The organism is Planotetraspora mira (assembly GCF_016863275.1).
Taxonomy (GTDB): domain Bacteria; phylum Actinomycetota; class Actinomycetes; order Streptosporangiales; family Streptosporangiaceae; genus Planotetraspora; species Planotetraspora mira.
The window spans coordinates 135,207-161,123 of sequence record NZ_BOOO01000034.1; the positions used below are offsets into that span (position 1 = coordinate 135,207).

22 protein-coding genes and 1 pseudogene are annotated in these 25,917 nt (G+C 68.6%); 14 read left to right on the plus strand and 9 right to left on the minus strand.

The window, feature by feature from the left end; all coding sequences use genetic code 11:
* The first annotated feature begins 160 nt into the window (after window positions 1–160).
* The 3 genes from Pmi06nite_RS28600 to Pmi06nite_RS28610 all read left to right on the plus strand — a co-directional run bounded on the left by Pmi06nite_RS28600 (window position 161) and on the right by Pmi06nite_RS28610 (window position 5,154).
* The gene (locus tag Pmi06nite_RS28600; protein WP_275409610.1) at window positions 161–1,723 is read left to right on the plus strand and encodes a beta-N-acetylhexosaminidase; all 1,563 of its coding nucleotides are present in this window, start codon (window positions 161–163) and stop codon (window positions 1,721–1,723) included.
* Entirely contained in the window at window positions 1,723–4,335 is a 2,613-nt protein-coding gene (locus Pmi06nite_RS28605; protein WP_203956237.1) for a glycoside hydrolase family 2 protein, read from the plus strand. The genes Pmi06nite_RS28600 and Pmi06nite_RS28605 overlap by 1 nt, the downstream gene beginning before the upstream one ends.
* A gap of 381 nt (window positions 4,336–4,716) precedes the next feature.
* A complete protein-coding gene (locus Pmi06nite_RS28610; protein WP_203956238.1) occupies window positions 4,717–5,154 on the plus strand; it encodes a class II glutamine amidotransferase in 438 nt (145 codons plus the stop codon).
* A gap of 54 nt (window positions 5,155–5,208) precedes the next feature.
* Here Pmi06nite_RS28610 and Pmi06nite_RS28615 read toward each other — a convergent pair whose 3' ends face one another.
* The 3 genes and pseudogenes from Pmi06nite_RS28615 to Pmi06nite_RS28625 form a co-directional block, all read right to left on the minus strand.
* A complete protein-coding gene (locus Pmi06nite_RS28615; RefSeq protein ID WP_203956239.1) occupies window positions 5,209–5,640 on the minus strand; it encodes a hypothetical protein in 432 nt (143 codons plus the stop codon).
* A 494-nt stretch (window positions 5,641–6,134) separates the two neighbouring features.
* Window positions 6,135–6,686, minus strand: a pseudogene (locus Pmi06nite_RS28620) (transposase family protein); the annotation flags it as partial.
* A 225-nt stretch (window positions 6,687–6,911) separates the two neighbouring features.
* Entirely contained in the window at window positions 6,912–7,304 is a 393-nt protein-coding gene (locus Pmi06nite_RS28625; RefSeq protein WP_203887760.1) for an ester cyclase, read from the minus strand.
* A 188-nt stretch (window positions 7,305–7,492) separates the two neighbouring features.
* Between Pmi06nite_RS28625 and Pmi06nite_RS28630 the strand changes: the two genes are divergently transcribed.
* Window positions 7,493–8,338 (plus strand): helix-turn-helix transcriptional regulator, encoded by an 846-nt coding sequence (locus Pmi06nite_RS28630; protein WP_203956240.1) that lies wholly within the window; start codon window positions 7,493–7,495, stop codon window positions 8,336–8,338.
* Between the two features lie 13 nt (window positions 8,339–8,351).
* Here Pmi06nite_RS28630 and Pmi06nite_RS28635 read toward each other — a convergent pair whose 3' ends face one another.
* The 4 genes from Pmi06nite_RS28635 to Pmi06nite_RS28650 all read right to left on the minus strand — a co-directional run bounded on the left by Pmi06nite_RS28635 (window position 8,352) and on the right by Pmi06nite_RS28650 (window position 11,457).
* Entirely contained in the window at window positions 8,352–8,639 is a 288-nt protein-coding gene (locus Pmi06nite_RS28635; RefSeq protein ID WP_203956241.1) for a transposase, read from the minus strand.
* Between the two features lie 267 nt (window positions 8,640–8,906).
* Window positions 8,907–9,578, minus strand: a complete 672-nt coding sequence (locus tag Pmi06nite_RS28640) for a response regulator (RefSeq protein WP_203956242.1) — start codon at window positions 9,576–9,578, stop codon at window positions 8,907–8,909.
* Window positions 9,575–10,834 carry a sensor histidine kinase gene (locus Pmi06nite_RS28645; RefSeq protein WP_203956243.1) on the minus strand — a complete coding sequence of 420 codons (1,260 nt, stop codon included), beginning with the start codon at window positions 10,832–10,834 and terminating at the stop codon, window positions 9,575–9,577. The genes Pmi06nite_RS28640 and Pmi06nite_RS28645 overlap by 4 nt, the downstream gene beginning before the upstream one ends.
* Complete coding sequence (locus tag Pmi06nite_RS28650) at window positions 10,831–11,457, minus strand: DUF998 domain-containing protein (protein WP_203956244.1); 627 nt, start codon at window positions 11,455–11,457, stop codon at window positions 10,831–10,833. The genes Pmi06nite_RS28645 and Pmi06nite_RS28650 overlap by 4 nt, the downstream gene beginning before the upstream one ends.
* 1,058 nt (window positions 11,458–12,515) lie before the next feature.
* Here Pmi06nite_RS28650 and Pmi06nite_RS28655 point away from each other — a divergent pair.
* Window positions 12,516–13,055: an RDD family protein gene (locus tag Pmi06nite_RS28655; RefSeq protein ID WP_239114260.1), complete on the plus strand. Its 540-nt coding sequence runs from the start codon at window positions 12,516–12,518 to the stop codon at window positions 13,053–13,055.
* A gap of 146 nt (window positions 13,056–13,201) precedes the next feature.
* Here the strand turns inward: Pmi06nite_RS28655 and Pmi06nite_RS28660 are convergent, their stop codons facing one another.
* Window positions 13,202–13,714: a hypothetical protein gene (locus Pmi06nite_RS28660; RefSeq protein WP_203956246.1), complete on the minus strand. Its 513-nt coding sequence runs from the start codon at window positions 13,712–13,714 to the stop codon at window positions 13,202–13,204.
* 717 nt (window positions 13,715–14,431) lie between these two features.
* Here Pmi06nite_RS28660 and Pmi06nite_RS28665 point away from each other — a divergent pair.
* From Pmi06nite_RS28665 to Pmi06nite_RS28690, 6 genes are all read left to right on the plus strand, one after another.
* Window positions 14,432–14,842: a hypothetical protein gene (locus Pmi06nite_RS28665; protein WP_203956247.1), complete on the plus strand. Its 411-nt coding sequence runs from the start codon at window positions 14,432–14,434 to the stop codon at window positions 14,840–14,842.
* Between the two features lie 293 nt (window positions 14,843–15,135).
* Complete coding sequence (locus tag Pmi06nite_RS28670; RefSeq protein WP_203956248.1) at window positions 15,136–15,549, plus strand: hypothetical protein; 414 nt, start codon at window positions 15,136–15,138, stop codon at window positions 15,547–15,549.
* Window positions 15,550–15,810: 261 nt separating this feature from the next.
* Complete coding sequence (locus Pmi06nite_RS28675; protein ID WP_203956249.1) at window positions 15,811–16,629, plus strand: helix-turn-helix domain-containing protein; 819 nt, start codon at window positions 15,811–15,813, stop codon at window positions 16,627–16,629.
* A 320-nt stretch (window positions 16,630–16,949) separates the two neighbouring features.
* A complete protein-coding gene (locus Pmi06nite_RS28680; protein WP_239114261.1) occupies window positions 16,950–17,570 on the plus strand; it encodes an isochorismatase family protein in 621 nt (206 codons plus the stop codon).
* A gap of 28 nt (window positions 17,571–17,598) precedes the next feature.
* Window positions 17,599–18,543 (plus strand): RNA polymerase sigma-70 factor, encoded by a 945-nt coding sequence (locus Pmi06nite_RS28685; protein WP_203956251.1) that lies wholly within the window; start codon window positions 17,599–17,601, stop codon window positions 18,541–18,543.
* Between the two features lie 93 nt (window positions 18,544–18,636).
* The gene (locus tag Pmi06nite_RS28690) at window positions 18,637–19,833 is read left to right on the plus strand and encodes an NAD(P)/FAD-dependent oxidoreductase (RefSeq protein ID WP_203956252.1); all 1,197 of its coding nucleotides are present in this window, start codon (window positions 18,637–18,639) and stop codon (window positions 19,831–19,833) included.
* A gap of 108 nt (window positions 19,834–19,941) precedes the next feature.
* Here the strand turns inward: Pmi06nite_RS28690 and Pmi06nite_RS28695 are convergent, their stop codons facing one another.
* Window positions 19,942–23,499 (minus strand): CHAT domain-containing protein, encoded by a 3,558-nt coding sequence (locus Pmi06nite_RS28695; protein ID WP_203956253.1) that lies wholly within the window; start codon window positions 23,497–23,499, stop codon window positions 19,942–19,944.
* Window positions 23,500–23,543: 44 nt separating this feature from the next.
* Between Pmi06nite_RS28695 and Pmi06nite_RS28700 the strand changes: the two genes are divergently transcribed.
* The 3 genes from Pmi06nite_RS28700 (at window position 23,544) to Pmi06nite_RS28710 (ending at window position 25,722) form a co-directional block, all read left to right on the plus strand.
* Window positions 23,544–23,900, plus strand: a complete 357-nt coding sequence (locus tag Pmi06nite_RS28700; RefSeq protein ID WP_203956254.1) for a hypothetical protein — start codon at window positions 23,544–23,546, stop codon at window positions 23,898–23,900.
* Window positions 23,897–24,778, plus strand: coding sequence for a hypothetical protein (locus Pmi06nite_RS28705; protein ID WP_203956255.1), 882 nt, complete (start codon window positions 23,897–23,899; stop codon window positions 24,776–24,778). The genes Pmi06nite_RS28700 and Pmi06nite_RS28705 overlap by 4 nt, the downstream gene beginning before the upstream one ends.
* 239 nt (window positions 24,779–25,017) lie before the next feature.
* Window positions 25,018–25,722 (plus strand): hypothetical protein, encoded by a 705-nt coding sequence (locus Pmi06nite_RS28710; protein ID WP_203956256.1) that lies wholly within the window; start codon window positions 25,018–25,020, stop codon window positions 25,720–25,722.
* Window positions 25,723–25,917 lie beyond the last annotated feature (195 nt).

Below are 25,917 nucleotides of genomic sequence, written 5' to 3' on the forward strand. Positions count from 1 at the left end.
TGCTGTCACCCGCCTGACCGATGTCAGAAACGCGGAAAGCTCACTCCTGCGATTATTGGAAGAGACCTTTACGAACGAATGCCGCCCGCTTATCGTAGGGCCGAGAGCTCACGGGGGACAGCAGTGACCACGCAGCATCGGACCCCTGCGGAGGCGTTTGTTGAACGTCCGTCGTGTCCTCGCGATCCTCCTCGTCCCTCTCCTCGTCTCTCTGGCCACGCCTCCCGCGGCGGCCGCCACAGCGGTCGCGTTCGGTTCGGTCGTCCCGGTACCCGTCACCACGACCGCGACCTCCGGGGTGAGCTACGCCATCACCACCTCGACCGCTGTCTACACCGACCCCGCCGCGGCCGGCATCGGCGACCTGCTCGCCGCACTCCTGCGCCGTTCCACCGGCTATCCGATCCCCGTCGCCCCCGCGCCCGGCACCGGCGGCATCTCCCTCCTGCTGTCCGGCGCCCCCGCCACGGTCGGACCCGAGGGTTACCAGCTTGACGTCACCGGCACGTCGATCGTCATCCGGGCGAACCAGCCGGCGGGCCTCGCCAACGGCGTGCAGACCCTGCACCAGCTTCTGCCTGTCGCGGCCGACAGCGCGACGGTCCAGCCGGGCCCGTGGCCGGTGCCCGGCGGCCACATCGTGGACTACCCGAGGTTCGGCTATCGCGGCGCCATGCTGGATGTGGCCCGGCACTTCTTCCCGGTGGCCGCGGTCGAGCGGTACATCGACCAGCTCGCCCTCTACAAGATCAACTACCTGCACCTGCACCTTTCCGACGACCAGGGCTGGCGCATCGCGATCGGTTCCTGGCCGAATCTCGCGACGTACGGTGGCAGCACCGCCGTAGGCGGAGGCCCCGGCGGCTACTACACCCAGGCCGACTACCAGCAGATCGTGGCCTACGCCGCCGCCCGCTTCGTCACGGTCGTCCCTGAGATCGACATGCCGGGCCACACCAACGCGGCGCTGGCGTCCTACCCGGCGCTCAACTGCGACGGCGTCGCCCCACCGCTCTACACCGGCACCGACGTCGGCTTCAGCTCGCTGTGCACCTCCAAGGAGCTCACCTACACCTTCATCGACCAGGTCTTCGGGGAGCTCGCAGCCCTCACACCGGGCCCCTACCTGCACATCGGCGGCGACGAGGCCGCCTCCACCGCGCCCGCCGACTACGCGGCGTTCGTCAACCGGGTCCAGCAGATCGTCGCGGCGCACGGCAAGACCGTCACCGGCTGGCACGACATCGTGAACGCCACACCGCTCCCCTCGACGGTCGCGCAGTACTGGGGAACCACCACCCGCGACTCCGCGGTGGCCACGGCCGCCCAACGCGGCACGCGGCTCATCATGTCGCCGGCCAGCCGGACCTACATCGACATGAAATACAACTCACGCACGACCCTCGGGCAGAACTGGGCCGGCTACATCGACGTCAAGACCGCCTACGACTGGGACCCCGGCGCCTACCTCAGGGGCGTGGCCGCCTCATCCGTGCTCGGCGTCGAGGCGCCGCTGTGGACCGAGACCCTCGTCACGGGAGCCGACATCGACTACATGGCCTTCCCCAGGCTCCCGGCGGTGGCGGAGCTGGGCTGGTCGCCGCAGGCGACCCACGACTGGACGGCCTTCAAGCAGCGGCTCGGTGCCCAGGGCCCGCGCTGGCACGTCATGGGCGTCAACTACTACCACTCCACGCAGATCTCCTGGCCGGGCGGTTCCTGATGCGTCGACTCCTCGCGATCCTCGTCTCCACCCTCACCCTGGCACTGGCCATCGGCGTCGTCGACGCCCGCGCGGCCACCGTCACCTCCACCGAGCTGACCTCCGGCTGGGCACTGCGCTCGGCCACCGGACTGTCCGACACCGGCGCGGCCATCTCACAGGTCGGCTACTCCACCTCGGGCTGGAACCCTGTCTCACTGCCGTCCACGGTGCTGGCCGGGTTGGTGGCGAACAACGTCTACCAGAACATCTTCTTCGGTCAGAACCTCAAGAACGTCCCCGACCTGACAGGGCAGGACTGGTGGTTCAGGGGCGAGTTCACCGCCGCGGCCACCTCCCCGGGGCAGGTCTACTGGTTGCGCTTCAAGGGCATCAGCTACCGCGCGCAGATCTGGTTGAACGGCACTCAGCTCGACGCCAACGCGGTGGGCACGATGGTCGGCCACGAGTACAACGCAACCGGCGTGATCCACCCCGGCGCGGTCAACGCCCTGGCCATTCGCGTCACGCCCCCGGCACACGACTGCAAGGACCTGTCGTTCTGCACCGTCGACTGGAATCCCGAAGCCCCCGACATGAACGCCGGGCTGTGGGGCAAGACGCTGCTGGACACCTCTGGGCCCGTCGCTCTGCGCGACCCCTACGTCAAGACCGTCCTGCCGCTGCCCGCCACCAACGCCGCTGATCTGACCGTCTACGTCGACGCGGTCAACGCCACGGCGGCGCCGGTCACCACCACGATCAACGCCACCATCAGCAAGGCCGGCCAGCCGAGCATCCCGCTCAGCCAGACCGTCACCCTGAACGCGAACGAGCGCCGAGAGGTCGCCTTCGCGCCGGTCCACGTCACCGATCCCGTCCTGTGGTGGCCCTACCAGTTCGGGTCGCCGGAGCTCTACCAGCTCAGCGTCTCGGCGACCGCGGGCGGGGCGACCTCCGACACCAAGGGGATCGACTTCGGCATTCGTCAGTTCACCGACTACCGCACCACCGTCAACGGCACGTCGTTCGCCGGTTACAAGGTCAACGGCCAGAACATCATGTTCCGCGGCGGCGGCTACATGTGGGACATGCTGCAGCGCTGGGACACCAAGACCAACGCCGCGCACATCAAGTACGTCAAGGACATGGGCCTCAACACCATCCGCCTGGAGGGCACGCTCGGCAACGAGGAGCTGTACGACCTGGCCGACAAGGCCGGCATCATGGTGATGCCCGGCTTCGTCTGCTGCAGCGCGTGGGAGAACGACAGCGGATGGTCGGCCGAGCAGGCCCAGGTCGCCCTCGCCTCCCTCGACACCCAGATGCGCGCCACCCGCGCCCACGCCAGCACATTCCTGTGGACCTACGGCAGCGACCAGCCGCCGACCGCCGCCCACCTGACTGCCTACAAGAACCGCGCAACCGCCCTGCACTGGCAGAACCCGACCCTGGACAACGTCGCCACCTGGTCCAACGCGAACGCCGGGATGAAGATGGACGGTCCGTACGTGTGGGAGCCGCCGGTCCTGTGGTGGGACACCACCAAGGCGGGCAGCGCCTTCGGCACCACGGGCGAGGAAGGCACCGAGTCGCCGCCGCCGCTGGAGAGCGTGCAGCGCTTCCTGGCCCCCGCCGACCAGTGGCCGCTCGGCACGGCCTGGAACTACCACGCGGGCAAGGCCGGCAGCGTCTTCGACAACACCGCCCCCTTCACCGCCGGGCTCAACAGCCGGTACGGCACGGCCACCGGCGCGGCCGACTACTCACGCAAGGCGGAACTGCAGAACTACGAGAACACCAGGGCGTTCTTCGAGGCATGGAACTCCCATGAGTACACCCAGTCCTTCGGCACCATCTTCTGGATGCTCAACAGCGCCTGGCCGTCGGTGCACTGGAATCTGTACGACTACTACTTCAAACCCGGCGGCGGCTACTTCGGCAGCAAGAAAGCCAACGAGCCGGTGCACATCGCCTACGACTACGCCACCAAGAAGGTGTTCGTGGTCAACTCCACCCTCACGGCCCGCAGCGGCCTGACCGCGACGGCGACGCTGTACAACATCCCGGACCTGGCCCAGAAGTACACCACGTCGGTGCCCGTCACCGCCGCGGCCAACTCCTCCACCCAGGTTTTGACCATCCCCACCGTCACCGGCCTGTCCAGCACCTACTTCATCCGCCTCCAGGTCAAGGACGCGAGCGGGGCGACGGTCAGCAACAACCTGTACTGGTACTCCACGACGGCCGACACGCTCGGGAACAAGAGCAACTGGTACCGGACCACGCCCAAGAACTCCGCCAACCTCACCGGGCTGAACAGCCTGGCCGGCAATCCCAACCTGAACGCCACCACGTCCAGGGCCACCTCAGGCGGCCAGGAAACAGTCACGATCACCCTCACGAACACGAGCGCGACCAACCTCGCCTTCTTCGTCCGCCCCGAGATCACCGCGGGCAACGGCGGCACCGAGGTCGTGCCGGTCACCTACACCGACAACTACATCTCCCTCTGGCCGGGGGAGTCGACCACCGTCACCGCCGCCTACCAGACGGCCGACCTCGGCGGACAAGCCCCCTACCTGCGGTTACGCGGCTACAACATCCCCACCTCATTCGTCCCTGTTTCCTAGGTCTCCCCAGACAACGCCGCTCTCGACGAGGTGGCACAGCTGCGCGCAGCCCTGAACGGCCTGGTGGCTGAACGCGACCAGCTCGAAGCCGAACTCGCGAACTTGAAGGCGGAGAGCTGAGCTGAACCGCCTGACGCGCAACAAGAGCACGACAGAGGGGCACCGGCGAAAACGCTCGTGCCCCTCTGTTCTCTCTCCTTCAGCGGCGGCCCGTCACCACCGGACACTGACCGACTCCGTCCGGGTCGCCGGGCTGGTAGTCGTCTCCATCCGGGTCATTCGGGGCGCGTCCAGTGAATTTGACTCGCCCTAGGGCGATCAAACGCCAAATGTGTGCCCGTACCCTGCTGCGACCTGCCCAAATGCCCCGGGTGGCGGGACTTGGAATTCTCCCGTATTGCTGATGCAATATGGCCGAAGCTGTTTCCGGCGATCGAGGGGTCCACGGATTCTGAGGTCATGTTCTTCTTGGCGCTCACGTTCGGGCTGCGCGAGGACCCGCTGGGCGCGGTGGAGCGGATGGTCGGATTCGTGGAGGAGACGGGACAGGCGCACGGCGTAGAGCACCCGGTCCAGATGACGGTGGCGACATCGGACGGCGAGCGGCTGTGGGCGTTTCGCTACTCCACCGAGCGTCGTTCGCGATCACTCTTCCACAGCACCCTGGCCCCATGTCTTGGCCAATCCCATAAAGGGCCTTACCTGCGGTATCGGCCAACGTTTGGGTGCCTGGTGAGACGCTTCATAAGCGCCCGGTTCCGGGGGTTGCCGGGCGCCCTCCACCTTGCCGAGAGCCGTCGTTACGCGCCACGGCTGTAAGGCGGGACACTCAATGCCCCGCTCTTCTTTCGGCGAGGAGAGCGGGGCTCTGCTTCACACCCTGGACGGCGTCTTGGTTCGCTGGGTCCGCGATGCAGGGCGGCCAGGCTTCCTGGCCGGAGCTTCCTGCTTGTCGCGGGCGGTCGCGGGCTTGGCGGTCTCGGAGACCTTCCCGAGTTCCTGAGCAGCCTCTCCGCTCACCTGCTTCACGACCTTCCGGCCTCGGACCGCCAGCTCGTCATAAACCACGTTGAGCAGAGCGGTCACGGTGTCGGTGACCTCACGCGCCGGCTCCGGCAGGTTCTCGGCGACGGTCTTGCGGGCCCTACTTGGCAGCTCTTTCGCGGTCTCGCCGACTTCGTGACGGCCCGTGCGCAGCTGCTTGGGCACCTTGCGCAGCTTCTCGACCGCGTAGCTGGTGGCGCCCGCGAAGGCGTAAAACGGCTTGGACTCGGTGAACTGTTTGATCCTTGTGGTGAGCGCCATGGTCACCCCTTCTCTGTAATCCAGTAGGCAGGGCCGTCCGTCGAAGGGACAGCCCACCGATCGGTGGCCCAGCCGCTTGGGTGGCTGGCCTGCCAATCCCTGGCCCGGCTGCCTTGCGGAACGACTCAGAGATCGATCAACGGGCGACCCGCTGATCGTGACGTCGGCCCGAATCGCGGCCACCGCGTCATCGTCGCCCCATACCCACAGCCTCAGCGCTGCTACCTGCAACATGTCCACCAGCAAGCCAAAAATCGGTCACGCCGACCGGTCGTACGTCGCTATGTAGTTAAGACGCGCGCCAGCCCGCCCCCTTGGAGGGTGGTGGTCCGGGGACGAAGCTCATCGGGCACAGGTCCTGTAAGGCGCCGGGGGCAACGCGGTCCTTGATCAGGCCTTGCCCAGGCCAGCGGTATCGGTAGGTGCCGCAACGGGGATCTTCGTGGCGAGCGCACGCCATTCGGGGGGCGGCGGGGGCAGCAGCGCAGCTTCGCGCCGCCGGCCCCTTGGTATCCCTTGTCGGCGAACGTCTTCACGTTGCTGCTGGTGAGTGCGTCGATGAGGCCGACCGTTCGGGCGGCGGTCAGGTCGTGCGTTCTCCCTGGCAGGGCCGGCGAGGCCCAGACGAGCCGGCCGGCGGGGTCAGCCACGACCTGGATGTTCATACCGTGGCGTTTGTGCTTGCCGGAGTAATACCGCTTCTGCTCGGCGACGCGATCGATTGGGATCAGCGTGCCGTCGAGGATGGCGTAGGCCAGTCGAGAAGCTCGGACGGCGGCAGCGTGTAAGTCGTCAGCGAGGGCTGCCAGGAGGTCGACCGACTCCCGCACATAGCGCCAGGCTGTCGTGGTGCCGATGCCGAACTCAGCGGCCAGGCGGGCGTAGGTATCCCCGTTGCGCAGGTGGGCCAGCACCAGCAGCGCTTGCCGGCCCGGATCCAGGCGCCGCCACGGGTATCGACGTTGGGCACGCTGAGCGCGGATGAGATCAGCCAGGCGGACGAGGGTACAGTTCGACAGCGGAATCGCGGCAGGGTAAGACAGCAACGAGGCTCCCGGTTGGGGCATCGGATCTTGGTCGACTGCTGTCTTACCGGGGCCTCCCCTCACCCCGTATCTGGCCTCACTCCCATCACCGTGACCAGCATGATCACGATGGAAAAGGCTCACTTGGAAGTGGCCGCCGGAGTGACGGCGACGATCTCGCGTCACTCCGGCGGGGCATGGGCGTGGGCGGACACCGAGGTCACCCTGCGGGGGACCGATCGTGGGTCAGCCGACGAGCTGCTGCCGCAGTGCGTCGACGTCCATCATGTACCACATGACCTTGAATCGGCCGTCCACGACCTCGTAAAACGCGGTCTCGGCGACGGAGATGCTCGCTCCGTTGGGGGCCAGACCGTTCCACTCCGCCACCGGCGTTCCGGTGTCCAGCGCGCGAGCAGCGATGTGACCGCCCTCCACGAGAAGTTCCTGGACCTCCCAGTGGATGTCCGGGACGGCATCGGTGTGCTTGCGGAACTCGGTGATGATGGCTTCACGGGCAACTGGAGTGCCGCCCAGGATGACCTCGTCGTGAAGGAGCTCGCGCATCCCGTCGAAGTCACGCGTGTTCGCCATCTCCACGTACCGCCCGTAGAACTCGCGCAGCTCCTCTGCAGACATGCCTGTACTCATCGTCAATCTCTCCACTCTGTTGGTAGCCACACCCGTGGTGACGGGTCGATCCGGCCGGCCCCGGAACGGGGCCGCGATCCGATACTTACCTCTCCGCACACCAGGCAAAATGGACCTGCCGAGCCTCGTACTGGCAGGGCGACCCTGTGCCTGCCGCGCGGACCTAGAGTGAGGTTGTGGTTTCAGATTCGAACGAGCTCGCGTGCAGCCTGCGCCTCTGGCGCGGCCGCGTGTCACCCGCCGAGGTAGGCCTTCCGGAGGGCGGCCGGCGCCGCGTGCTCGGCCTGCGCCGGCAGGAGGTCGCCCAGCTTTCCGGGTTGTCGGTCGAATACCTCGCCCGCCTGGAGCAGGGCCGCGCGATCCACCCGTCGCCGTCGGTGCTCATGTCGCTCGCCCGGGTGCTGCGGCTTTCTGACCAGGAGCGCGCACATCTCTTCCGCGTCGCGGATCAGGCCGAGCCGGCCCACGGGAGCATCAAGCGTCACATCACGCCGAGCGTGCAGCGGATCCTGGACCGCCTGACCGACCTGCCCGTCCAGGTCGTCGACGCCTCGTGGCAGTGCATCACGTCCAACCCGCTCGCGTACGCCCTGGCCGGCGACACGTCGGCACTGCCGATGCGTGAGCGGAACCTCGCATGGACCGTCTTCACCGGCGCTCCAACACGCTATATCCGCACCGAGGCCGAGGAGCGCCTGCTCCGCCTGGAACTGGTCTCCGATCTGCGCGAGGCTCGAAGCCGCCATCCGAAGGACAAGCTGCTCGGCGACCTCATCGACGATCTGCTGGAAGTCAGCACAGACTTCGCCGACCTGTGGGAGCAGCGCCTGGCCGCCCCCCAGCCCGGCTTGAGCAGTCGGACGTTCCTGCACCCCGAGATCGGACCGATCACAATGGACAGCGACTTCCTCACGGTACGTGACACCGACCTCCGGTTGATCGTCTACACCAGCGCGCAGGACAGCGAGGCGGCCGGGCAGCTCGACCTGCTGGCGACGATCGGCCTGCAGCCGTTCAGCTGACCGGGTTGGGTGATCAGGTTCTGTCGTCTGCGCTGCGCGAGGTGCCGTGGCCGGTGGTGCCTGAGCCCTTCTTCTTCCCGGCCGATTCCTTGGTCTTGGGGGCAAGACGGCTCCAGGAGGCGAGGTGGCCGGCGGTGGGGAAGCGGCTCATGTCCAGCCCGATCTCGGCGATGATCACGTGTGCGGCGATGCGGCCGATTCCGGGGATCTCATCCAGGCGGTCCACTGCTGCGGCGAAGGGGGTGGCGAGATTGTCGATTCTGGCGTCGACATCGGCGATGTCGGCACTGATGGCGTCCACGCGGAGCCGGGACCCCGGCGTTTGGCCACGTGGAGACGCAGGCATGCCGCAGGGCGTACGGCCGTGCCGCGAGCGGGACCCTGCCTCAGCCTTGCTCGGCGCCACCGTACGGGCCTTCTGCCAGATACGGCCATAGACGCTTTCCGACAGGGGGCCGTCGCGCTCCCCGACAAACAGCTGACCGTCCGGACTCATGCCGTGCTTGGTCGCGTGGTTACGGTCAGTTCACGACCTGAGAATCCCGCGCCCGGATTCCCGTCTGCTCTCTCAGTCCAGTTCGCAGGTCCCGGCGCCGGGCCGTACCAGACCGGTCTCGTAGGCGAGGATGACCAGCTGGACGCGGTCGCGGACGCGGAGCTTGGTGAGCGCGCGAGTGATGTGGGTCTTGGCGGTCAGCGGGCTGATCACGAGCTTCTCGGCGATCTGCTCGTTGGACAGGCCCTCGGCGACCAGGCGGACCACCTCGCGCTCCCGGGGGGTCAGGACCGCGAGGCCGTCGCCGGTGACCGGGGCGGGCCGGTGGGCGAACTGCTCGACGACCCGGCGGGTGACGCCCGGGGAGAGCAGCGCCTCACCGGCGGCGACCACTGCGACCGCGCGGCGCAGCTCGGCGGGTTCGACCTCCTTGGTGAGGAAGCCGCTGGCCCCGGCGCGGAGGGCGGCGAAGATGTGCTCGTCGGTGTCGAAGGTGGTGAGGATGATGATCCGGGTGCCGGGGAGCTCGACGAGGACGCGGCGGGTGGCCTCGATGCCGTCCAGGCCGGGCATGCGGATGTCCATGAGGATCACGTCGGGGCGGGTCGTGCGCGCCAGTCGTACGGCCTCGTCGCCGGTGGCGGCCTCGCCGACCACCGTGAGCTCCCTGGAGCGGCCGAGCAGGCTGCGGAACCCTGCGCGGACGAGGGCCTGGTCATCGGCGAGCAGCACCTTGATCGTCATGTGCCAGAGCCTGTCACAACGGCGGCGCCCCCGACGGGGATGGTCGCCCGCACAGTGAGACCGCCGGTCCAGGAGCGGTCGGTCTTCTCCGGCGGGACACTTTTTCCGGGTGTGGCGGAGCCCTCCGGCGCGGCCGGGCCGATCGTCAGGGTGCCGCCGAGGGCCGCGACCCGTTCGCGCATGCCGGTGAGACCGTGGCCCTCGGTGAATGGCCCGGTGGCGCGGCCGTCGTCGCGGACCTCGACCGTCACCGCCCGCGCGGTGTAGCGCAGCCGCACCGTCACCCGGGTGGCAGCGGCGTGCTTGATGGTGTTGGTCAGGGCCTCCTGGACGACCCGGTAGGCGGCCACGGCGGGCACGGCGGGGACGCGGGCGGGGTCGCCCAGCTCCTCGAGGGTCACGTCGAGGCCGGTCGCGCGGGCGTGGGCGACCAGGTCGGCGACGGCGGCCAGGTCGGGCTGCGGCGCTGCGGCGCCGGAGGGCCCGTCGCGGAGGATGCCGATGAGGGAGCGCAGGTCGGTCATCGCCTTGGCGCGGACCTCCATCGCGGTGCGCAGGGCGTCGCGGACCTCGCTGGGGGACTCGTCGAGGGCGTCGGTGGCGACGTTGAGATGGACGCCGACGACGGCCAGGGTGTGGGCGACGATGTCGTGCAGCTCGCGGGAGATCTGCAGCCGCTGCTCGGCCAGGCGGCGGCGGGCGTCCAGTTCCCGAGCCTCCTTCAGCTGGGCGAGCCGGGCGGCATGCTCGGCCCGCCACAGCAGCTGGCTGCGGCGGGCGTTGCCGACGGCGAGTACCAGGGCCAGCCACAGCGTCTCGGCTCCGCCGGAGGCCAGGGCCCGGGCGGGTGGGTCACCGGCCGTCCAGTCCCAGGTGACGGCGTAGGCCAGGAGGAGCAGGCCGACGCCGACGGCCCAGCGCATTCGGCCCGCGGCGGCGACGGTGTAGCAGGCGACGGTCATCGGCCAGATCCACCCGCCCTCGAACAGCCCCGCGCCCTGGTAGGCGACCAGCGCAGCCGCCGAGAACAGGAGTACGCCCACCGGCCACCGCTCCCGGACCAGCAGCATGCCGCCGAGGAAGAGCGCCAGCGGGACCGTGCTGCCCCAGCCGATCGGGGCCCCGACCGCCGCCAGGCCGGTGAGGATGGCGACGGTCGTCAGCGCGGCGGGCACGAGGGCGACCGCGAGACGGACGGCTCTCCCCGGCGCGACCGGCGCTCCATCTCCTCCGGCGGCGCCGGTCGTTCCGGTCATCGGCGGGCTCCTCCCGAGCGGGTCAGGCCGATCGTGGCGACCGCGATCCAGGCCACGTCGGCGGCGAGCACGATGCGCTCGGTCAAGCCGATGACGGAGGGCAGGGCCCGGGCGCCCATGACATCGACCATAGTGATCACGAACAGGATCATCCCAAGAACCACGGCGGCGGTGACGGCAGTCAGCGCGCCGGGCATGCCCGGTTCGCGCCGCCACCGGCGGGTGAGGAGCACGGCGGCGGCCAGGAAGGCAAGCAGCGCGACCCAGGCGGCCAGACCGTGGATGGTCTCGGAGACCGAAGGGTCGTCCCACCGGCCGGGCGGGTCGGCGGGGAAGACCGCGGCGAGGAGAAGACCGGCGGACCAGATCCCGAACAGCCACGATCCGGTACGGCTCGCGCGAGTGCGGGCGACGCCGACCGTGAAGACCGCCGAGGCGAGTGCGAGGCCGTACATGCCTACGGTGACCAGCCAGCCGGCGTGCGTATTGACGAACCGGCTCACGACCTCGGCGACCGGGCTCATCTCGCGGTTGACCACATCCGAGACCGCGAACGCCACCGCGCAGGCGCCGAGCCCGGCGAGTACGGGGAACCTCATCGCGGGGAATGCGTGCAGCGTCATGTCATGCCCTTTCAAAGGGGGAGCGGGGATGGCACGACGCTACGCACTGGCCGGGCTCCAGACGTCGTCCGCGGGCAGTCACCTTGCGGTACACCGAACGGGATAGGAGTACACCGATCGGAGGACGCCGATAGCGCAGCTGGCCTGCGGGTTGCAGGAGAAGTGAGACGTTTCGAAGACACTCCGGCCTCCGACGTGTCAGAGAGCAGTAGGCCAGGCAAACGTTGCCTGATGTGGCACCAAGTCTCTAGGCAATCTTCCCGTGCAGTTCCCAGCGGGCGGCAGTCGGTGGAGGTCCTTCAGGGTCGGCCGCGCCTGGCTAGCCACGGCCTTGATTCTCAATGCGTTCCCATTGAGGTGGTCGGGTCTGTATAGGCGCAGCTCAAAGCGTTTTCGCGGTAGGACTGTAAAACCGTCGGCTCATACCCCTTCAGTTCAGAGAAGAGGAGGTCGACCACGCCGCCGCGCTCTGTCTCATGCAGGACCATATGCTCCTTGCTCCGGCCGTCTGTCTGGAATGGCGAGGCGTGACGGAAACGCCGACCACGTGTGACCGGCGCTGGACTGGGTGACGAACTGAGTGACAACGACCACGGACGCCCGCAGATGGAGATGGACGTCCGTGGATGGTCAGCGCAGGTCAAGGGCCTCGCGCGGCTAACCCGTCCGCGAGGCGGAGCCGCTCTCGACGCCGGGCGAGCAGGAGAATGATCACGCGCTCGATCCTCGCGGGGTCCGGACGGCGCTGAGCCGACCCGCTGATTCCCCTATGAGGAGGGCCGGATTCATACCGGCGCCTAGCGGGATAATCCGGATCGTCCAGATATAGGTGGCTTGACCGGCACCGGATGCCTCAGGATGGCGGCATGACCGAGCCCCCCGGCGAACAACCCGTCCCTCCCAATCCTCCGCTCGGCGCCGGATACCCCCCTCCAGGCCCATCGACCGGCCCACACCCTTACGCCTCCGGCCCCCAGTGGCCCGGGTATGCGCCGCCCGGCTATCCGCCGGGTGGTCAGTGGCCACCGCCAGGCCCACCGGCCGCGTTCCGTCGGCCGGTGGGCGACCCGACGCTCGCCGAGTGGTGGGAACGGCTTCTCGCCAGGTTGATCGACAGCACGATCCTCAGCGTCCTCATCTCACCGGCCTACGTGCTCCTGGTGTTCTCGATCTCCGACGACTTCCTCGCGATCATGCGGCAGTCGGCCGAGGGCCGTCCCGTCGACGTGCAGGATCTCCTGGCGTTGGAGGTGACGATGTTCAAGTGGGCGTTCCTCATGGCGCCCATCGCGGCCGCCCTGTACTTCGTCTACGACGGGATCCAGCACGCGGTATGGGGTCGCACTCTGGGCAAGCGCCTGCTGAAGATCGAGGTGGTCGCGATGTCCACGCGCGTGCACATCACCCCCGGCGCGGCCTGGCGCAGGGCGGCGGTCTACGCCCTGCCTTCGGCCGTGCCGATCATCGGAAGCTTCTTCGCGCTCGCGAACAGCCTCTGGTTGTTCCAGGACCCGATGGCACGGCAGTGCCTGCATGACAAGGCGGCGGAGACCGTCGTGGTGAAGGCCCGCAGACACGGGACGACGGCCCCGGCCTGAAACGGCCTGACACCGCGAGAACGGCGACGGTCGTCGCCGGACGCGCGCTCGGTGTCAGCCCTTGCCGGCACCGAGCGTCATACCGGCGACGAAACGCCGTCGCAGGGCGAGGGTCCGGCCATTGGCCGAGGTCGGCGGGGCGATATCTATACACGGCCCTGGAGGATCTTGGCCAGTCGCAGCCCGGTCTCTTGGCGGCCATCGGAGCTCGCGGTTCTCACCTTGATCCCGCAGTAGTCCCCGCCACGGCAGGGGAACCAGAGCTCGCCGTGCAGTTCGGCGTAGGTGGCGCCGTCGACGAATCCGCTCAGCGGCTCCCCGATCTCGGCCACGGACTCGTACTGTGCCTTGGGCAGCACCGCCGCGTAAATCGCCTCGTTGATGCCGTCCTTGGCGCTCGAGGCCGTCCAGACGCATCCGCCGAACGTGTAGTCGTGCTGGCCGCCGTCATTCGGGCCGATCGCCTCAGTGACCTCGTTCTTGGTAAGGAAGTTGCAGCTGCTGTCGCTGTTACCGGAGCCTTCCCCTGCGGGGGCTTCCGCACCGGGAATGCCGACAGGGCTGGAACCATCCGAGCCACCGCCGCCGCCGCAAGCCGCGACCAATGCCAGGGCGCCGGCGAGAATCGCAGCGTGCGTGAACTTCCTGAAGACATCCATGGTTTCAATCCTTTTCATATGGGTGTAGTGGCGGAGAATTCCGACGCGTTCGGTTCGAAGGCCACCGCCTGCTCCTGTGCCAGTGCAGCCGCTTGGGCTCCAGGAAGATGGCCGTATTGGGGTGTTCGATGGCTTCGCGTAGCTGGGAGCTGTGTCGGTCGGGGCTTGCATCACCAGTGATAGGCCGGGCCGCTTGCAAAGTGCTTTCAGCGGCCTGACCTTCATCCGCAGACCGCTGGTCAGCCCGGCGATCGCGCTGCTGCACATCGCTCGCAATGACCCGGTGACAGTGATGCCACCGAGGTGCTGGATCGCCTCTTCGCTGCTGCACGCGACAGAGCCCCCGACCTGGTGATGCGGCCGCCAGAGCGACAAGCCCTGGAGGCCACCGCTGCGGCGACGGTGTCCGACGCCATGGTCGGCGACCTGGTCCACCCCCAACTGGACGCCCTCCCAGCGGAGGGCGAAATGTCGCCCATATTCGGACGTATTAGATTTGACATAAAGCTCATTTCGCATCAATAGCGCTCACCACGGGTCGGCGTGGTCAATAAAGAGATAAGCGAACGACAAAAGCCATCGACTGTCGTTTGTCGGCCGCTCGGCGCGGAAAATAAGGCAATGCGTTTATGGCTCACTAAGCGTCGCCATAAGCACGTTTCCCCAATTGTCGGGGAAAGTTAGCGCAAAGGTAAAGGTCCCAAAAGGGGAAATAGCATGCCTAACTTCAAGAGCCTCGTCGGGGTTCTCGCCGTCAGCACCGCGCTGACCGGTGGGGCCGTCGCGCTCGGCACCGCGGTCACCAGCACGTCCGCTAGCGCCACCACCATCACGGGCTGCGGCGGCGGCTGCGGCGGCTCCGGCTGGGGCCGCGGGCACCGCAACCACAACCGCAACTGGAACAAGAACCGCGAGTGGCAGCACGCGCGTGAGCACCAGCACCAGCGTCAGCACCTGCTGCGTGACTTCTCGCTGATCATCACCCCTTTCCAGAAGTCGGACAACCAGGCCATCCCGCAGCAGAAGCAGGACACCGACTCCAAGTCCAAGGCCGAGGCCGAGGATCCGTACTACCCGGGCCCGATTACCACAGGCACCGCTACTCCTCCCGCGCCCGTCATCGGCTAGTGCGTCTTCGATAACGCGGACGTTCGGACCTCATGGTCGGAGCGTGAGCACCGAAGGAAAACGTGCCCGTGCTCGCCGCTGTCGAGTTCGCCTGTTTCCGGGAGCCACGAACGTCCGGCGGGCACGGGCGCGCCAGAAAGCGCATCATCACCGGCGGGTTCGCCGTCTGGAATAGGCGCGACCGTTGGTCTTCTACTCACATCGCATTCTCATGACCCCACTAGGCAACGAAGCGCCCACAAAAGCGTGCGCGTTCGTGTAGCGGGTAACCGCATTCATCAAAGGGAAATCGAATGTTCAAGCTCAGCACCATCATGGGCGTTCTCGCCGCCGGCGCCACGCTGACCGGTGGCGCTTTCATCCTCGGCACCGCCACCGGTGCGGGCGCGTCGGTCGTCATGGGCGGCGTTCCGGCTCCGGCTCCGGTCTCCGTCTCGCGGCCGACGTGCCACAAGACGGTCTGCTTCCGCGAGGAGCGTCACCACAACCGCAACCACAACTGGAACCACAACCGTCAGCGTCAGCACGAGCGTCAGCACCAGCACCAGCGTCAGTACCTGCTGCGTGACTTCTCGCTGATCATCACCCCCTTCCAGAAGTCGGACAACCAGGCGTTCCCGCAGCAGAAGCAGGACACCGACTCCAAGGCGAAGGCCGAAAGCTACCCGACGCCTTACCCCACGGTCACGGTCAAGCCCGTTCCGTGATCTAGGTGCACGGCGACCAGTTGCGCGGGCGCTCGTCCGCAAGGTCGTGAGGGCCGAACGAAACCACGCCCGTGCTCGCCGGCGTCCCGGTGCCTTGGACACCATGACCGGCCGGCGAGCACGGGCACCTGGCGAAGCTCACAGCCAAGGGCCGAGATGGTCCCGGAAGATCGCACACGAGACTGTGCATTCCCGCAAGTTACCGATCAATAGATATCCGCTTTGCCCTACCTTGCCGTGGAACTTCCTACTGTGTCTGGCGTGGAGAACCTCTTAGGTGAGTTCCTCCGTGCCCGACGGCAGGCGACGACCGTCGAACGGGCGGGGCTACTGCGAGGTGCGGGCAGCCGCCGTACGCCAGGGTTGCGCCGCGACGAGGTCGCAATGCTGGCAGGAGTCAGCGTCGACTACTACATGCGACTGGAGCAGGGAAGGGAACGCAGCCCCTCCGATGCTGTGCTGAACGCCCTGGCCGGGGCCTTCGGCCTTGACTACGAGGCCACAGGACACCTGCACGAGCTTGCCCGTTCTGCGCGAGGAAGTTTCAGACGTACGCATGTGGCTGACCGCGTCTCCCCGTCCGTTCTCCGCCTCGTGAACAACTGGGAGAATGTCCTGGCGTTCGTGGTGAACCGCCGGTTGGACGTGCTCGTGCAAAACGCCGCGACCGCAGCCTTTATTGAGGGCTTGTCCGATAGCGACAACCTGCTTCGACTGACCTTCCTCAACCCGGCGTCACACGAATTCTTCCTCGACTGGGAGCAGGAGGCACGGTTCAAGGTCGCCCATATGCGCGCTGCAGTCGGTGCAGACCTCGACGACCCATCGGTTCTCACCCTGGTGGAGGAGTTATCGCGCGCAAGCGAGGACTTTCGCCGAATGTGGGAAAGCCATGACATACAGGTCAAACCGCATGAGATAGGGCGCTACCACCATCATCGTGTCGGCGATCTGACTCTCTGGCATGCGACGTTCTCCATCGACGGTGCCCCCGGCCAGCGACTCTTTGTCGCACATGCCGAGCCCGGCACCCCATCCGACGACGCCCTGGCCAGGTTGTCCGCCACTCAGCTCAGCTAGCACACACACGTAACCTGATCATGAATGCGAGCGGCCCCCGGCATCACCCGAGAGACCGCCCGCAACACCATCGAAGACACGCCCCCACCAGGGCCGCCTGCCCGTATGCGTACGACCCGGGAGGCCGCCCATGCACGGCACTGACCAGCAGAACTACGTCGCTCTTTGCCGCCTGAAGCCTCGTGGCCCGGATTGGCGTTGCTGACCTTCGGTGATGAAACGCCCGCGCGCTTCTTCCGCTCAGGGCGCGCCTCGCTGCGTTCGCAAACGGCAAAGAAGGCGACGACGAAATGGAAATCCAGCAAAGCGACACCGGGATCGTGTTCATCGACCCGCAGAACGACGTGCTGAGCGAGACCGGGACAAGCTGGGCCGAGGTCGGAGCGAGCGTCACTGAGAACGGCACGATTGAGAACATGGAGCGGATCTTCAGGGCCGCGAAGCAAGAGGGCTATGAGGTGTTCATATCCCCTCACTACTTCTATCCCACAGACAACGGCTGGCTGTTCAACGGTCCTCTGGAGGCCGAGGAACTCCAGACCCGCACGTTCGCCCGGAGCGGCCCGCTGGATTTGACCGGTTTCGCCGACTCCGGTGCCGACTGGCTGGATCGGTTCAAGCCATACATCGACGACGGCGTGACGATCGTCGCCTCTCCGCACAAGGTGTTCGGCCCGCAGACCAACGATCTGGTCCTGCAGATGCGCAAACGCGGGATCGGGAAGGTCATTCTCGGCGGCATGCTCGCGAATATGTGCGTCGAATCCCACCTGCGCGAATTCCTCGAGCAGGGTTTCCAGGTCGCGGTCGTCAAGGATGCCACCGCCGGCCCCCGACATCCCGACTGGGGCGACGGCTACCAGGCGGCGATCATCAACTACCGGTTCCTTGCCCATTGGGTCCCGTCGACCGAGGAAGTGACCGGCCGCATGGGCCGGTAGCTCGCGCCGCGCGATCTAGGATCGGGCCATGCCCTTGACCGCGAACGACGTCGACCGGTTCGAGGCCTTCAGGCCGCGGCTGGAGGCCATCGCCTACCGCCTCCTCGGCTCCGCCGGGGAGGCGGAGGACGCCGTGCAGGAGACGTTCCTGCGCTGGCAGGCCGCCGACATCGACCGCATCGAGGTCCCCGAGGCATGGCTGACGAAGGTCCTCACCAACCTGTGCCTCAACCAGCTCACCTCCGCGCGGGCGCGCCGCGAGACCTATGTGGGCCAATGGCTTCCCGAGCCGCTGCTCGCCGGGGACCCGATGCTCGGCCCGGCCGACACCGCCGAGCAGCGCGAATCGGTCTCGTACGCGGTCCTCACCCTCATGGAGCGCCTGTCCCCGAACGAGCGGGCGGTGTACGTGCTGCGGGAGGCCTTCGACTACCCGCACCGGGAGATCGCCGAGATCCTCGACATCACCGAGGCCGCCAGCCAGCAGATCTTCCACCGCGCCAAGAAGCACGTCGCAGACGGCAAGGCCCGCACCGAGGTCGACGAGGCCGCCGCCCGGCGGATCGTCCAGGAATTCCTGGCGGCCGCCACCAGCGGCCAGATCGAGCCGCTCGTGCGCCTGCTCACCGAGGACGCCGGCTCGATCGGTGACGGCGGCGGGAAGGTCCCGGCGGTCGCCAAGGCGATCAAGGGCGCTGTCGCGGTCGCGAGGTTCATGAGGGGCCTGTTCAAACCCGGCGAGGCCAAGCGCGCCCTGGCCGGCGGCACGCCCGAGGTCTATGCCTGGACCGCCAACGGCGACCCCGCCGTCGTGGCCATCGTGGACGGCCGGGTCGTCGGTGTCATGTGCCTGGAGGTCACCGCCGAGGGCATCTCCGCGGTCCACAACCAGGTCAACCCCGACAAGCTCGAACGCGCGACCGCGCATTGGGCGGCCGCCGACCACGGGAAGCCCCTGTTCAACGCCTTCTAATCGCTATGTGAGGTGCTTCACATCGCGTTCCTGTCAGGAAACGGCGGGCCGCCCGGTTCAAGTGGCGAACCCGCGCAAGACAGGAGCAAGGGAATGCAGCACCGCATCGTCGTCCTCGGAGCCGGATACGTCGGAGCCATCGCCGCCGGCCGCCTCGCCAAGCGGCTCCACCGCGAGGACGTCGCCATCACCCTCGTCAACGCCGAGCCCGACTTCGTCGAACGCGTCCGCATGCACCAGCTGGCGACCGGCCAGGACCTCAAGCCCCGGCCATTCAGCGAGATGTTCGCGGGCACGGGCGTCGAACTGAGGCTCGCGAAGGTCACCGGCGTCGACGTCGACCGCAAGACCGTCGCCGTCATCGACGCGAACGGCGCCGAAGAACTCACCTACGACACGCTCGTCTACGCCCTCGGCAGCGGCTGGAACGCCCAAGGCGTCCCCGGGACCGCCGAGCACGCCTATGAGATCGCCGGCCGCCCCGGAGCACTCCGGCTGCGCGAGCGCCTGGCCCGCCTCGACGCCGGGCAGACCGTGGTCGTCGTCGGCGGCGGCCTCACCGGCCTGGAGGCCGCGACCGAGATCGCCGAGGCACGCCCAGACCTGAGCGTCGCCCTCGCCGCCCGCGGCGGCCTCGGCGACTGGCTCTCGCCCAAGGGCCGCGAGCACCTGCGGAAGGTCTTCGGCAAGCTCGGAATCACCGCGCACGAGCACGCCGCCGTCACCGGCGTCGCAGCCGACCGCGTCGCCACCGCCGACGGCACGGCCATCCCGGCCGCGGTCGCCGTGTGGACCACGGGCTTCGCGGTCCACCCGATCGCGAAGGTGACCGCCCTGGAGGTCACCGACACCGGCCAGATCGTGGTCGACGGGACCATGCGCTCGGTCTCGCACCCGGACGTGTACGCCGTCGGCGACGCGGCCATGGTGATGGGCCCCGGGGACAAGCCGCTGCGGATGTCGTGCGCCTCGGGAATTCCGACCGCGTGGCAGGCCGCCGACGCGATCGCGGCACGCCTGACCGGCGCGAAGCTCCCGAACGTGTCGATCCGCTACTTCAACCAGTGCATCTCACTGGGCCGCAAGGAGGGCTTGATCCAGTACGTCACCGCCGACGACCGCGCCGTGCGAGCGGTCCTGACCGGACGGCTCGCCGCCCTCTACAAGGAGCTGATCTGCAAGGGCGCCGCCTGGAGCGTCGCCAACCCGAGGCTCGGGCTGCCGACCCGGCGCCACCGCGTCACGCAGGAGCAGGCCGCAGCGGGCTCGGCCGTCGAGGCGACGGCGTAGAGCACGAAGCGAAGCGAGCGCCATCGAGGCTGCCGCGTCCCAGGCCGGCCCTCCTCGTGAACACCCCTGAAGATCCGAACTCCGTACAGGCCCTAGTAGCCCAGTAGCTCAGTCGCCGACGTGCACGTGCGCGGCCCACCGCGTCGGCACGGCCGGGTAGGCGTCCCTCATGCGGCGCAGTGTCTCGGTTAGCGCGGTGGCCGCGTGAGCGGTGTCGGCGGGCCGGGTGCCGTGCGCGGTGAGCGCCGCGTACACGGCCACGGCGGTCTCGGTGCTGTCCGCGGTGTGCCACAGCGTGCCGATGACGCTGCGGAAGCCGGCGAGGTGGAACGCCGATGTCAGGTTCAGCGGCTCGTCCAGCAGCGCTGGGTCGGGACCGGCCGTGTCGCAAGCGGACAGGAACGCGAGCTGCGCTTGCGTGGTGCGCAGGTCGCGCACGAACGACGGCACGAACATCCCGTCGCTGAGCATCAGCCCGCCGAGGTCGGGGTGCCCGGCGGAGCTGATCGGCCTACCGTGGCAGGCGAAGTGCGCGATCGGGTGCTCGTGCAAGCCCTCCTTGATGGCGTCCGCGGTGGCGGCCGAGTCGAGGAGCACGGTGGAGCCGGGCAGCAGCGCGGCCACCGCCTCGGCCTCGGCGCGGGCGCTCGGCAGCACAGGCATGCCCTTGCGTTCGCCGACACCGACGACGAGTGCGGTGTGGCGGGTGTGGCGCGGCCGGGGTGTGGTGACGGTGTCGGCGAGCGCGGTGAGCGACGGCGTGTATGAGGAGACGACGCGGTCGAACACGGTCTGACCGGCAGCTTCACGGTGCCTGCCCGCCGCGTGCAGCGGCAGCCCCGCCGCGACGCCGATCGGGCACCACCACAGCCGCGCGTCCGTGACCCGCTCCAACACCGGCCCGGCCGTGGTGTCCCACAACCACTCCAGCACGGCGTGCACGTCCAGCTGGGCCTCCTCGCGCCGGTCGAACGAGCACGCCGGGTCCTTCACGTCAGCGAGCGCTTCCCGCAGCTTCCTGACCTGGGTACGGGCTGTGATCTCGGTCATCTGCCGCAGCGGCACGGCCTCGATGGGCTCCAAGTAGTCGCCGGGAACGACGAACGCGGTGCCGGCCGCGCTGACGACCACCGCGGTATGCCCGATCGCGCGGTGGCGCAGCAGTTCGAGGTCTGGCGCCGCCAGCAGGTTCTCGAGTCCGGGGACCGCCCGCGCCTCTGCGACCAGGTGGTCGCGCTTCGCCGCGAGCCGCCGTATCCGTTCGACGGCATCAGGCCGCGGGTCCCAGTCGCGCGTGGAGGTCCGGCCCTGGTACTCCACCTCGATGTGGAATGTCATGTCGGAGTACGAGTCGGCCTCGGCCAGCTCCTGCTCCACCTGGCTCAGCTTTTCGGCGAGCTCCGGCCGGATCTCGCGCAGCTTCGCCCAGCCGCGGCGGATGCCCCACGCGTCGCCGAAGAGCACGGCTCGGCACTGTTCGACAAGCTCCAACGCCCGGTCCAGCTCGCCCGACCGCGCCCCGGCGTCCACCACCTGGTCGGCGAGCCCGTCCAGCTGCCGTACGGCCCGCAGCCGCTGGGATCGCGGCAGCGCCCGGCTGACCGTCGCGGGAATGGCGGCGATCACGCGTTCCTGCGCGTCCAGCGCCGTCGCCGGGTCCGCCTCGGCGAGCATCGCGGCTTGCTGCTGCTCGCACACCATCCGGTGTTGTGCGGAGGCGGCCGGATGCGCGCTGACCGCCCGGAAGTGGGTGATCGCCAGTTCACGCAGCTCATCGGCTCGCGGTCCGCCGAAGGTGGCGAGCTCACGGGCCGAGCGCGCGAGTGCGAACGCCCGCAACGGCCACCAGTGGTGGTCCGGCGGCGTCTCACGGACCGCCTTCTCGGCGAGCTCGAGCGAGTCGTCCAGCGCACCCAGGTCGCCGCAGTGCCGGTACCGGTGGTAGAGCAGGTCGGCGATCGTGCTCTCGATGCGCGCGTTGTCGGGGTGGTCGGGGGCCAGGAGTGCGAGTGCGGCCCTGTAGGCGCGCTCGGCCTCGCGGTACGGCTCCGCGTCTGTCACCTTCGTGGTGTTCGCCTGGGACTGCACGGCGGCGGCGTAGTTGTAGAGCATCCCGATGCGGCGCACGTCGTGCGTCGGGATGATGGCCACCGCCTGCGCACCTGCGTCGACGGCCTTGGCGAACAGGCTGTGGTCCCCGTCCTCGGCCACCTTCTGCGCCGCGAGGGACAACGTCGACCAGCGCAACGGGAGGTTCTCGTCGCCGGGAGGGGTCAGCTCGATGGCCTCCTCCATGACGGTGACGGCCTCCTGGCCGGCCGCCGGGTTGGCGCCGAGCTCGAACTGCCGGACCAGCGCGGACGCCAGGGTGGTGAGCCGCAGTGCTCGCTGACCCTGGTCTCGTGCAGGTAGCTCCACCAGCGCGCGGGCCGCGTCGACCGCGTCTTTCGCGTCGTCGGGGGAGCGGGTCTGGATGGCGATGGTCGAGGTGGCATTGGCGATCGCCGCCTGCAGCTTGGCCCGGCCCGCGTCGTCGGGTGACGTGGTGAGCAGCGCTTCGGTGACAGCGTCGTAGGCGAGTCCGATCGCCGTGGTGTCGCCGCCGAGCTCCCAGAGGTCGTCATGTGTGTGGTAGAGGTCCAGCAGCGCGTCCAGCCTGCCCTCGTGGTCGAGCGGCAGCCCGATGGCGAGCAACCACGCCTGGTCTCGCCGTTCCACCAGCACGCCGGGCCGGATTTCCTGTCGCAGCAGGGTCTCCACCTTGTCGCGCTGCGCCTGCAGAACACGGGGATCGCGGTGGCAGGTCCGCAGGAACCGCGCCACATCCGGCCCGATCTGGCTGCTGACCTCATTCTCGAGCTGGGAGAGCGCGGGCAGCGTCGCCGTGTTGCCGAAGTCCCGCTCCAGCGCGGCGGCGAGGTCGCGGCACGTGACGAACGCGCCGGCCAGGTGGATCGGCGGGGCGCCGTTCGCGTAGAGGTCGGACTCGTACTGCGCGAGCTCGATCACGACGTCGCGCCACACCGGGCGTTCCCGCAGTGCCAGCTGGGCGGCGGCCCGGTAGTCGGCGAGCACTTGACCTCGCCGCCTGCCCGCGTTCCCCTGTGCGCGGGCGCGGTCGACCAGCCGGCGGGCGCGTTGCGGGTCGTCGCGGGGCGTGTGGGCGATCGTCCAGTGCAGCCCGTTGACGACGGGCTCGGCATAGTTGTCCGTGCCGTCGAGCTCGTCGAGCACGAGCAGCAACCTGGCGTGGTCGGCGATGAGCGCGGCAGTCATCCGCTCGTCGTCCACCGCGTCCATCAACGCGGTATAGGCGTTCACGAAGTAGACGAGCGATCCGGGGTCCTGGCGTGCGTGGAAATCCGCCCGTGCCTCCTCCAGCTCCCGGTACTGCTCCGTGGAGGTGACGCGGGCGACCGCGGGATCGCCGGCCTGACCTGTGAGGGAGGCCGCGATCTCCCGGTCGATCAGTCCGTCGAACCCGCTCTGCGCGCGGTACCGGTGCCAGTGCGCCTGCGCGAGGTGCGGCAGCAGGTGCCGCGGACAGTGCTGCGGTAGCGGCAGGACGGCGGCGAGCAGCGCGCCGACGTCGCCGGAGTACTCGAAGGTCTCGACCACCAACCGGACGTTGTCGTACACGCGCAGCCCCCGATCCGTCCCGTTCACGGTAGCGTGACCGGGATCGTGGAGAAGGGGGTTCGGAGATCGGCATGCCACCAACGACCGGTCCGCGCGTCGGAGTCCTGTGCGAGCAGGCGGGGGAGGCGCTGGCGGAACGCGCCGCTCGGTACGGCGTGGCGGACGTGCTCGCCAGGGTCGTCGCGTCGGCTTCTCGTGGTGAAGTGCCCGAAGCGGACCTCGACCTGCTCGACAGCGCCTTCGCCGAGCACGGCATCGACAGCCTGACGCGGACGTACCGCGGTTTCGAACCGTGGCCCGGAGCGCGGGACGTGGTCGTCACGGCGTGGGTGTGCCCGACCGGCGCGTGCCCGCGCGCGGCGACCGACAAGCAGCCGTCGTGCCGGCTCACCGGGCAACCGTTCCGCGAGACCAGGGTCGAGTTGTGAACGCGTTCCTCACGGAGCTCGGCAAGAACCTGGCAGGTCGCTGGGCCGCCGCGCTCGCGCTGCCCGCCGCGGTGTTCGTGGCCGTGGCGGTGGTGGCGGTCGTGCTCGGACCTTCGCACGCACTCGACGTCACGCTGCTCTGGGCGCGGGCGTTGACGGTGTCCACGGGGCCGGCTTTGGTGTGGGCCGCAGCGGGGTTCCTCGCCGCGACCGCCCTGGTGGGCCTGGCGATGACCGCTTTGGGCGGTGTCGTGATCGCCGCGTGGGGAGCGACGGGCACGGGCGCCGGCAGGCCGTTCACCGCGCTGCGCCACCGTCGCTGGGAACGGGCAGGGGCGAAGGCGGATACCGCGGTCAAGGCGGTGCTGGCCGACCAGGGGAACCGCCGGGCCAAGGTCACGGCGCGTCGTGCCGTGCTGCGCCGCGACGCGATCTCCGAGCTCGAGCCGAACTGCCCGACGTGGGCGGGCGACCGGCTGCGTGCCGTCGCCGACCGCGTCCGCCGCGGCACCGGCCTCGACCTGACCACGACGTGGCCGCGGCTGTGGCTGGTGCTGCCGGACGCGGCGCGGGCGGAGGTGACGACGGTCCAGGAGCGGTGCGCCTCAGCCGCCCGCACGCCGGTGTGGGGCTTGGCCTATCTGGTCGTCGGCGTGTACTGGTGGCCTGCGCTCGTGCCGGGGCTTTGGCTGCTGTCGGTGTCGCGACGGCGGATCCGCCGCTCGGTCGGTGTGTACGCGGACCTCGTGGAGGCCTCGGTCGACCTGCACGCTCGTGACGTCGCCAATCAACTCGGGTTCGAGCTGACGGGCCGGCTGACCCCAGAGATCGGCGCGCAGGTGACCGAGGCGCTCCAGAAGCGCTCCTCAAGTAGCTAGGTGAACTGGGGCTCCCGCCCCGAGAGCGCCCTCAACGGTGATCGTTCTGGCGAAGTGACCCATTGTGTGAGGACGCCGCCTCGGAGATCATGAGCTCGGGCCCGAGACGTGAAAGAAAGCCTCACGGCAGCGGAGCGGACGCCCTTGTGGAACATCCTGGCAGTCAGGCGTACCACGAGATGGTGGTGCTCATGCGGCGGATAGGCGGTGGGCGGTTAGCCCGCGCGATTCTCTTCTCGATGATCGCCACTGTCGTCGGCATCGCCCTCGACGCGGCCATCGGCTTCGCCGGTAAGGACTGGACGAACCCCATCGGGCTCGGGTTGGTCGTCGGACTTGTCGCGATCACCGGTGTCATCACGGTCGTGCAGGGGGACGGCGGATCGCCGCCGAGTGCGCCGAGCGATCAGCTCCGTCGGCCTCCCGCCTTCCCGCAGAAGCGGTCGCGCGGAATGCCGGCCTTCGCCGCCGTGCTGCTGGTGATCGCACTGTGCGGAGGCGGCGCGGCCGCCGTGGCCCTGGGCGTGCGTTACGTCGGCGGCTACGTCACCGGCGACGAGACGGGGACCAACGTCCTCAGAGCCCAGAAGAGCACCGCGTCCGGATCCCTCACTCTCACCGTTCGCCGGATCCTGGTCACCTCACATTTCACCCGGGTCGAACTGTCCGCACGCAACAGGGGTTCCGAGTCGCTGTCGCTTCCCGTTTACGGATACAGCCAGCTCAGTGCGGCGGACGGCACCACCCTCAGCGGTGACCCGTTTCGCAGCCGGTGGCCCACGACCGTCCCGCCCGGCGTCCGGGTCGACGGGGTGGTCGTGTTCCCCGGGCACCTGCCTTCGGACACGAAACGGGCGAGCTTCAGCTTCACCCATGTCTTCAGTCTCGAGGCAGACCACGCCACCGTCGCGAACCTCGCCATCAAACCCGCGCCGACGGGATAGAGGGCACAACGACAAGCTCAGGTCCCGGTCAGGCCTGCGGCTGGCCTCGCCGGACGACAGGACACATGCGATGGGAGCCAAGCGGCACAGCACCACCGTGAATCCTTCGACCGTGACGTAGCCGTCTGGTTCAAGATGCCGACCGGATCCGTCTTGCGATGCCGCGCTCCGGCGTATGGACGCGGGCACGTACGG

Excerpts from the sequence above, each read along its gene's own strand:
- Pmi06nite_RS28605 (WP_203956237.1), top strand. The coding sequence starts at position 1,723 with ATGCGTCGACTCCTCGCGATCCTCGTCTCCACCCTCACCCTGGCACTG.
- Pmi06nite_RS28615 (WP_203956239.1), bottom strand. The coding sequence starts at position 5,640 with ATGGCGCTCACCACAAGGATCAAACAGTTCACCGAGTCCAAGCCGTTT.
- Pmi06nite_RS28625 (WP_203887760.1), bottom strand. The coding sequence starts at position 7,304 with ATGTCTGCAGAGGAGCTGCGCGAGTTCTACGGGCGGTACGTGGAGATG.
- Pmi06nite_RS28640 (WP_203956242.1), bottom strand. The coding sequence starts at position 9,578 with ATGACGATCAAGGTGCTGCTCGCCGATGACCAGGCCCTCGTCCGCGCA.
- Pmi06nite_RS28645 (WP_203956243.1), bottom strand. The coding sequence starts at position 10,834 with ATGACCGGAACGACCGGCGCCGCCGGAGGAGATGGAGCGCCGGTCGCG.
- Pmi06nite_RS28650 (WP_203956244.1), bottom strand. The coding sequence starts at position 11,457 with ATGACGCTGCACGCATTCCCCGCGATGAGGTTCCCCGTACTCGCCGGG.
- Pmi06nite_RS28660 (WP_203956246.1), bottom strand. The coding sequence starts at position 13,714 with ATGGATGTCTTCAGGAAGTTCACGCACGCTGCGATTCTCGCCGGCGCC.
- Pmi06nite_RS28665 (WP_203956247.1), top strand. The coding sequence starts at position 14,432 with ATGCCTAACTTCAAGAGCCTCGTCGGGGTTCTCGCCGTCAGCACCGCG.
- Pmi06nite_RS28670 (WP_203956248.1), top strand. The coding sequence starts at position 15,136 with ATGTTCAAGCTCAGCACCATCATGGGCGTTCTCGCCGCCGGCGCCACG.
- Pmi06nite_RS28685 (WP_203956251.1), top strand. The coding sequence starts at position 17,599 with ATGCCCTTGACCGCGAACGACGTCGACCGGTTCGAGGCCTTCAGGCCG.
- Pmi06nite_RS28690 (WP_203956252.1), top strand. The coding sequence starts at position 18,637 with ATGCAGCACCGCATCGTCGTCCTCGGAGCCGGATACGTCGGAGCCATC.
- Pmi06nite_RS28700 (WP_203956254.1), top strand. The coding sequence starts at position 23,544 with ATGCCACCAACGACCGGTCCGCGCGTCGGAGTCCTGTGCGAGCAGGCG.
- Pmi06nite_RS28710 (WP_203956256.1), top strand. The coding sequence starts at position 25,018 with ATGATCGCCACTGTCGTCGGCATCGCCCTCGACGCGGCCATCGGCTTC.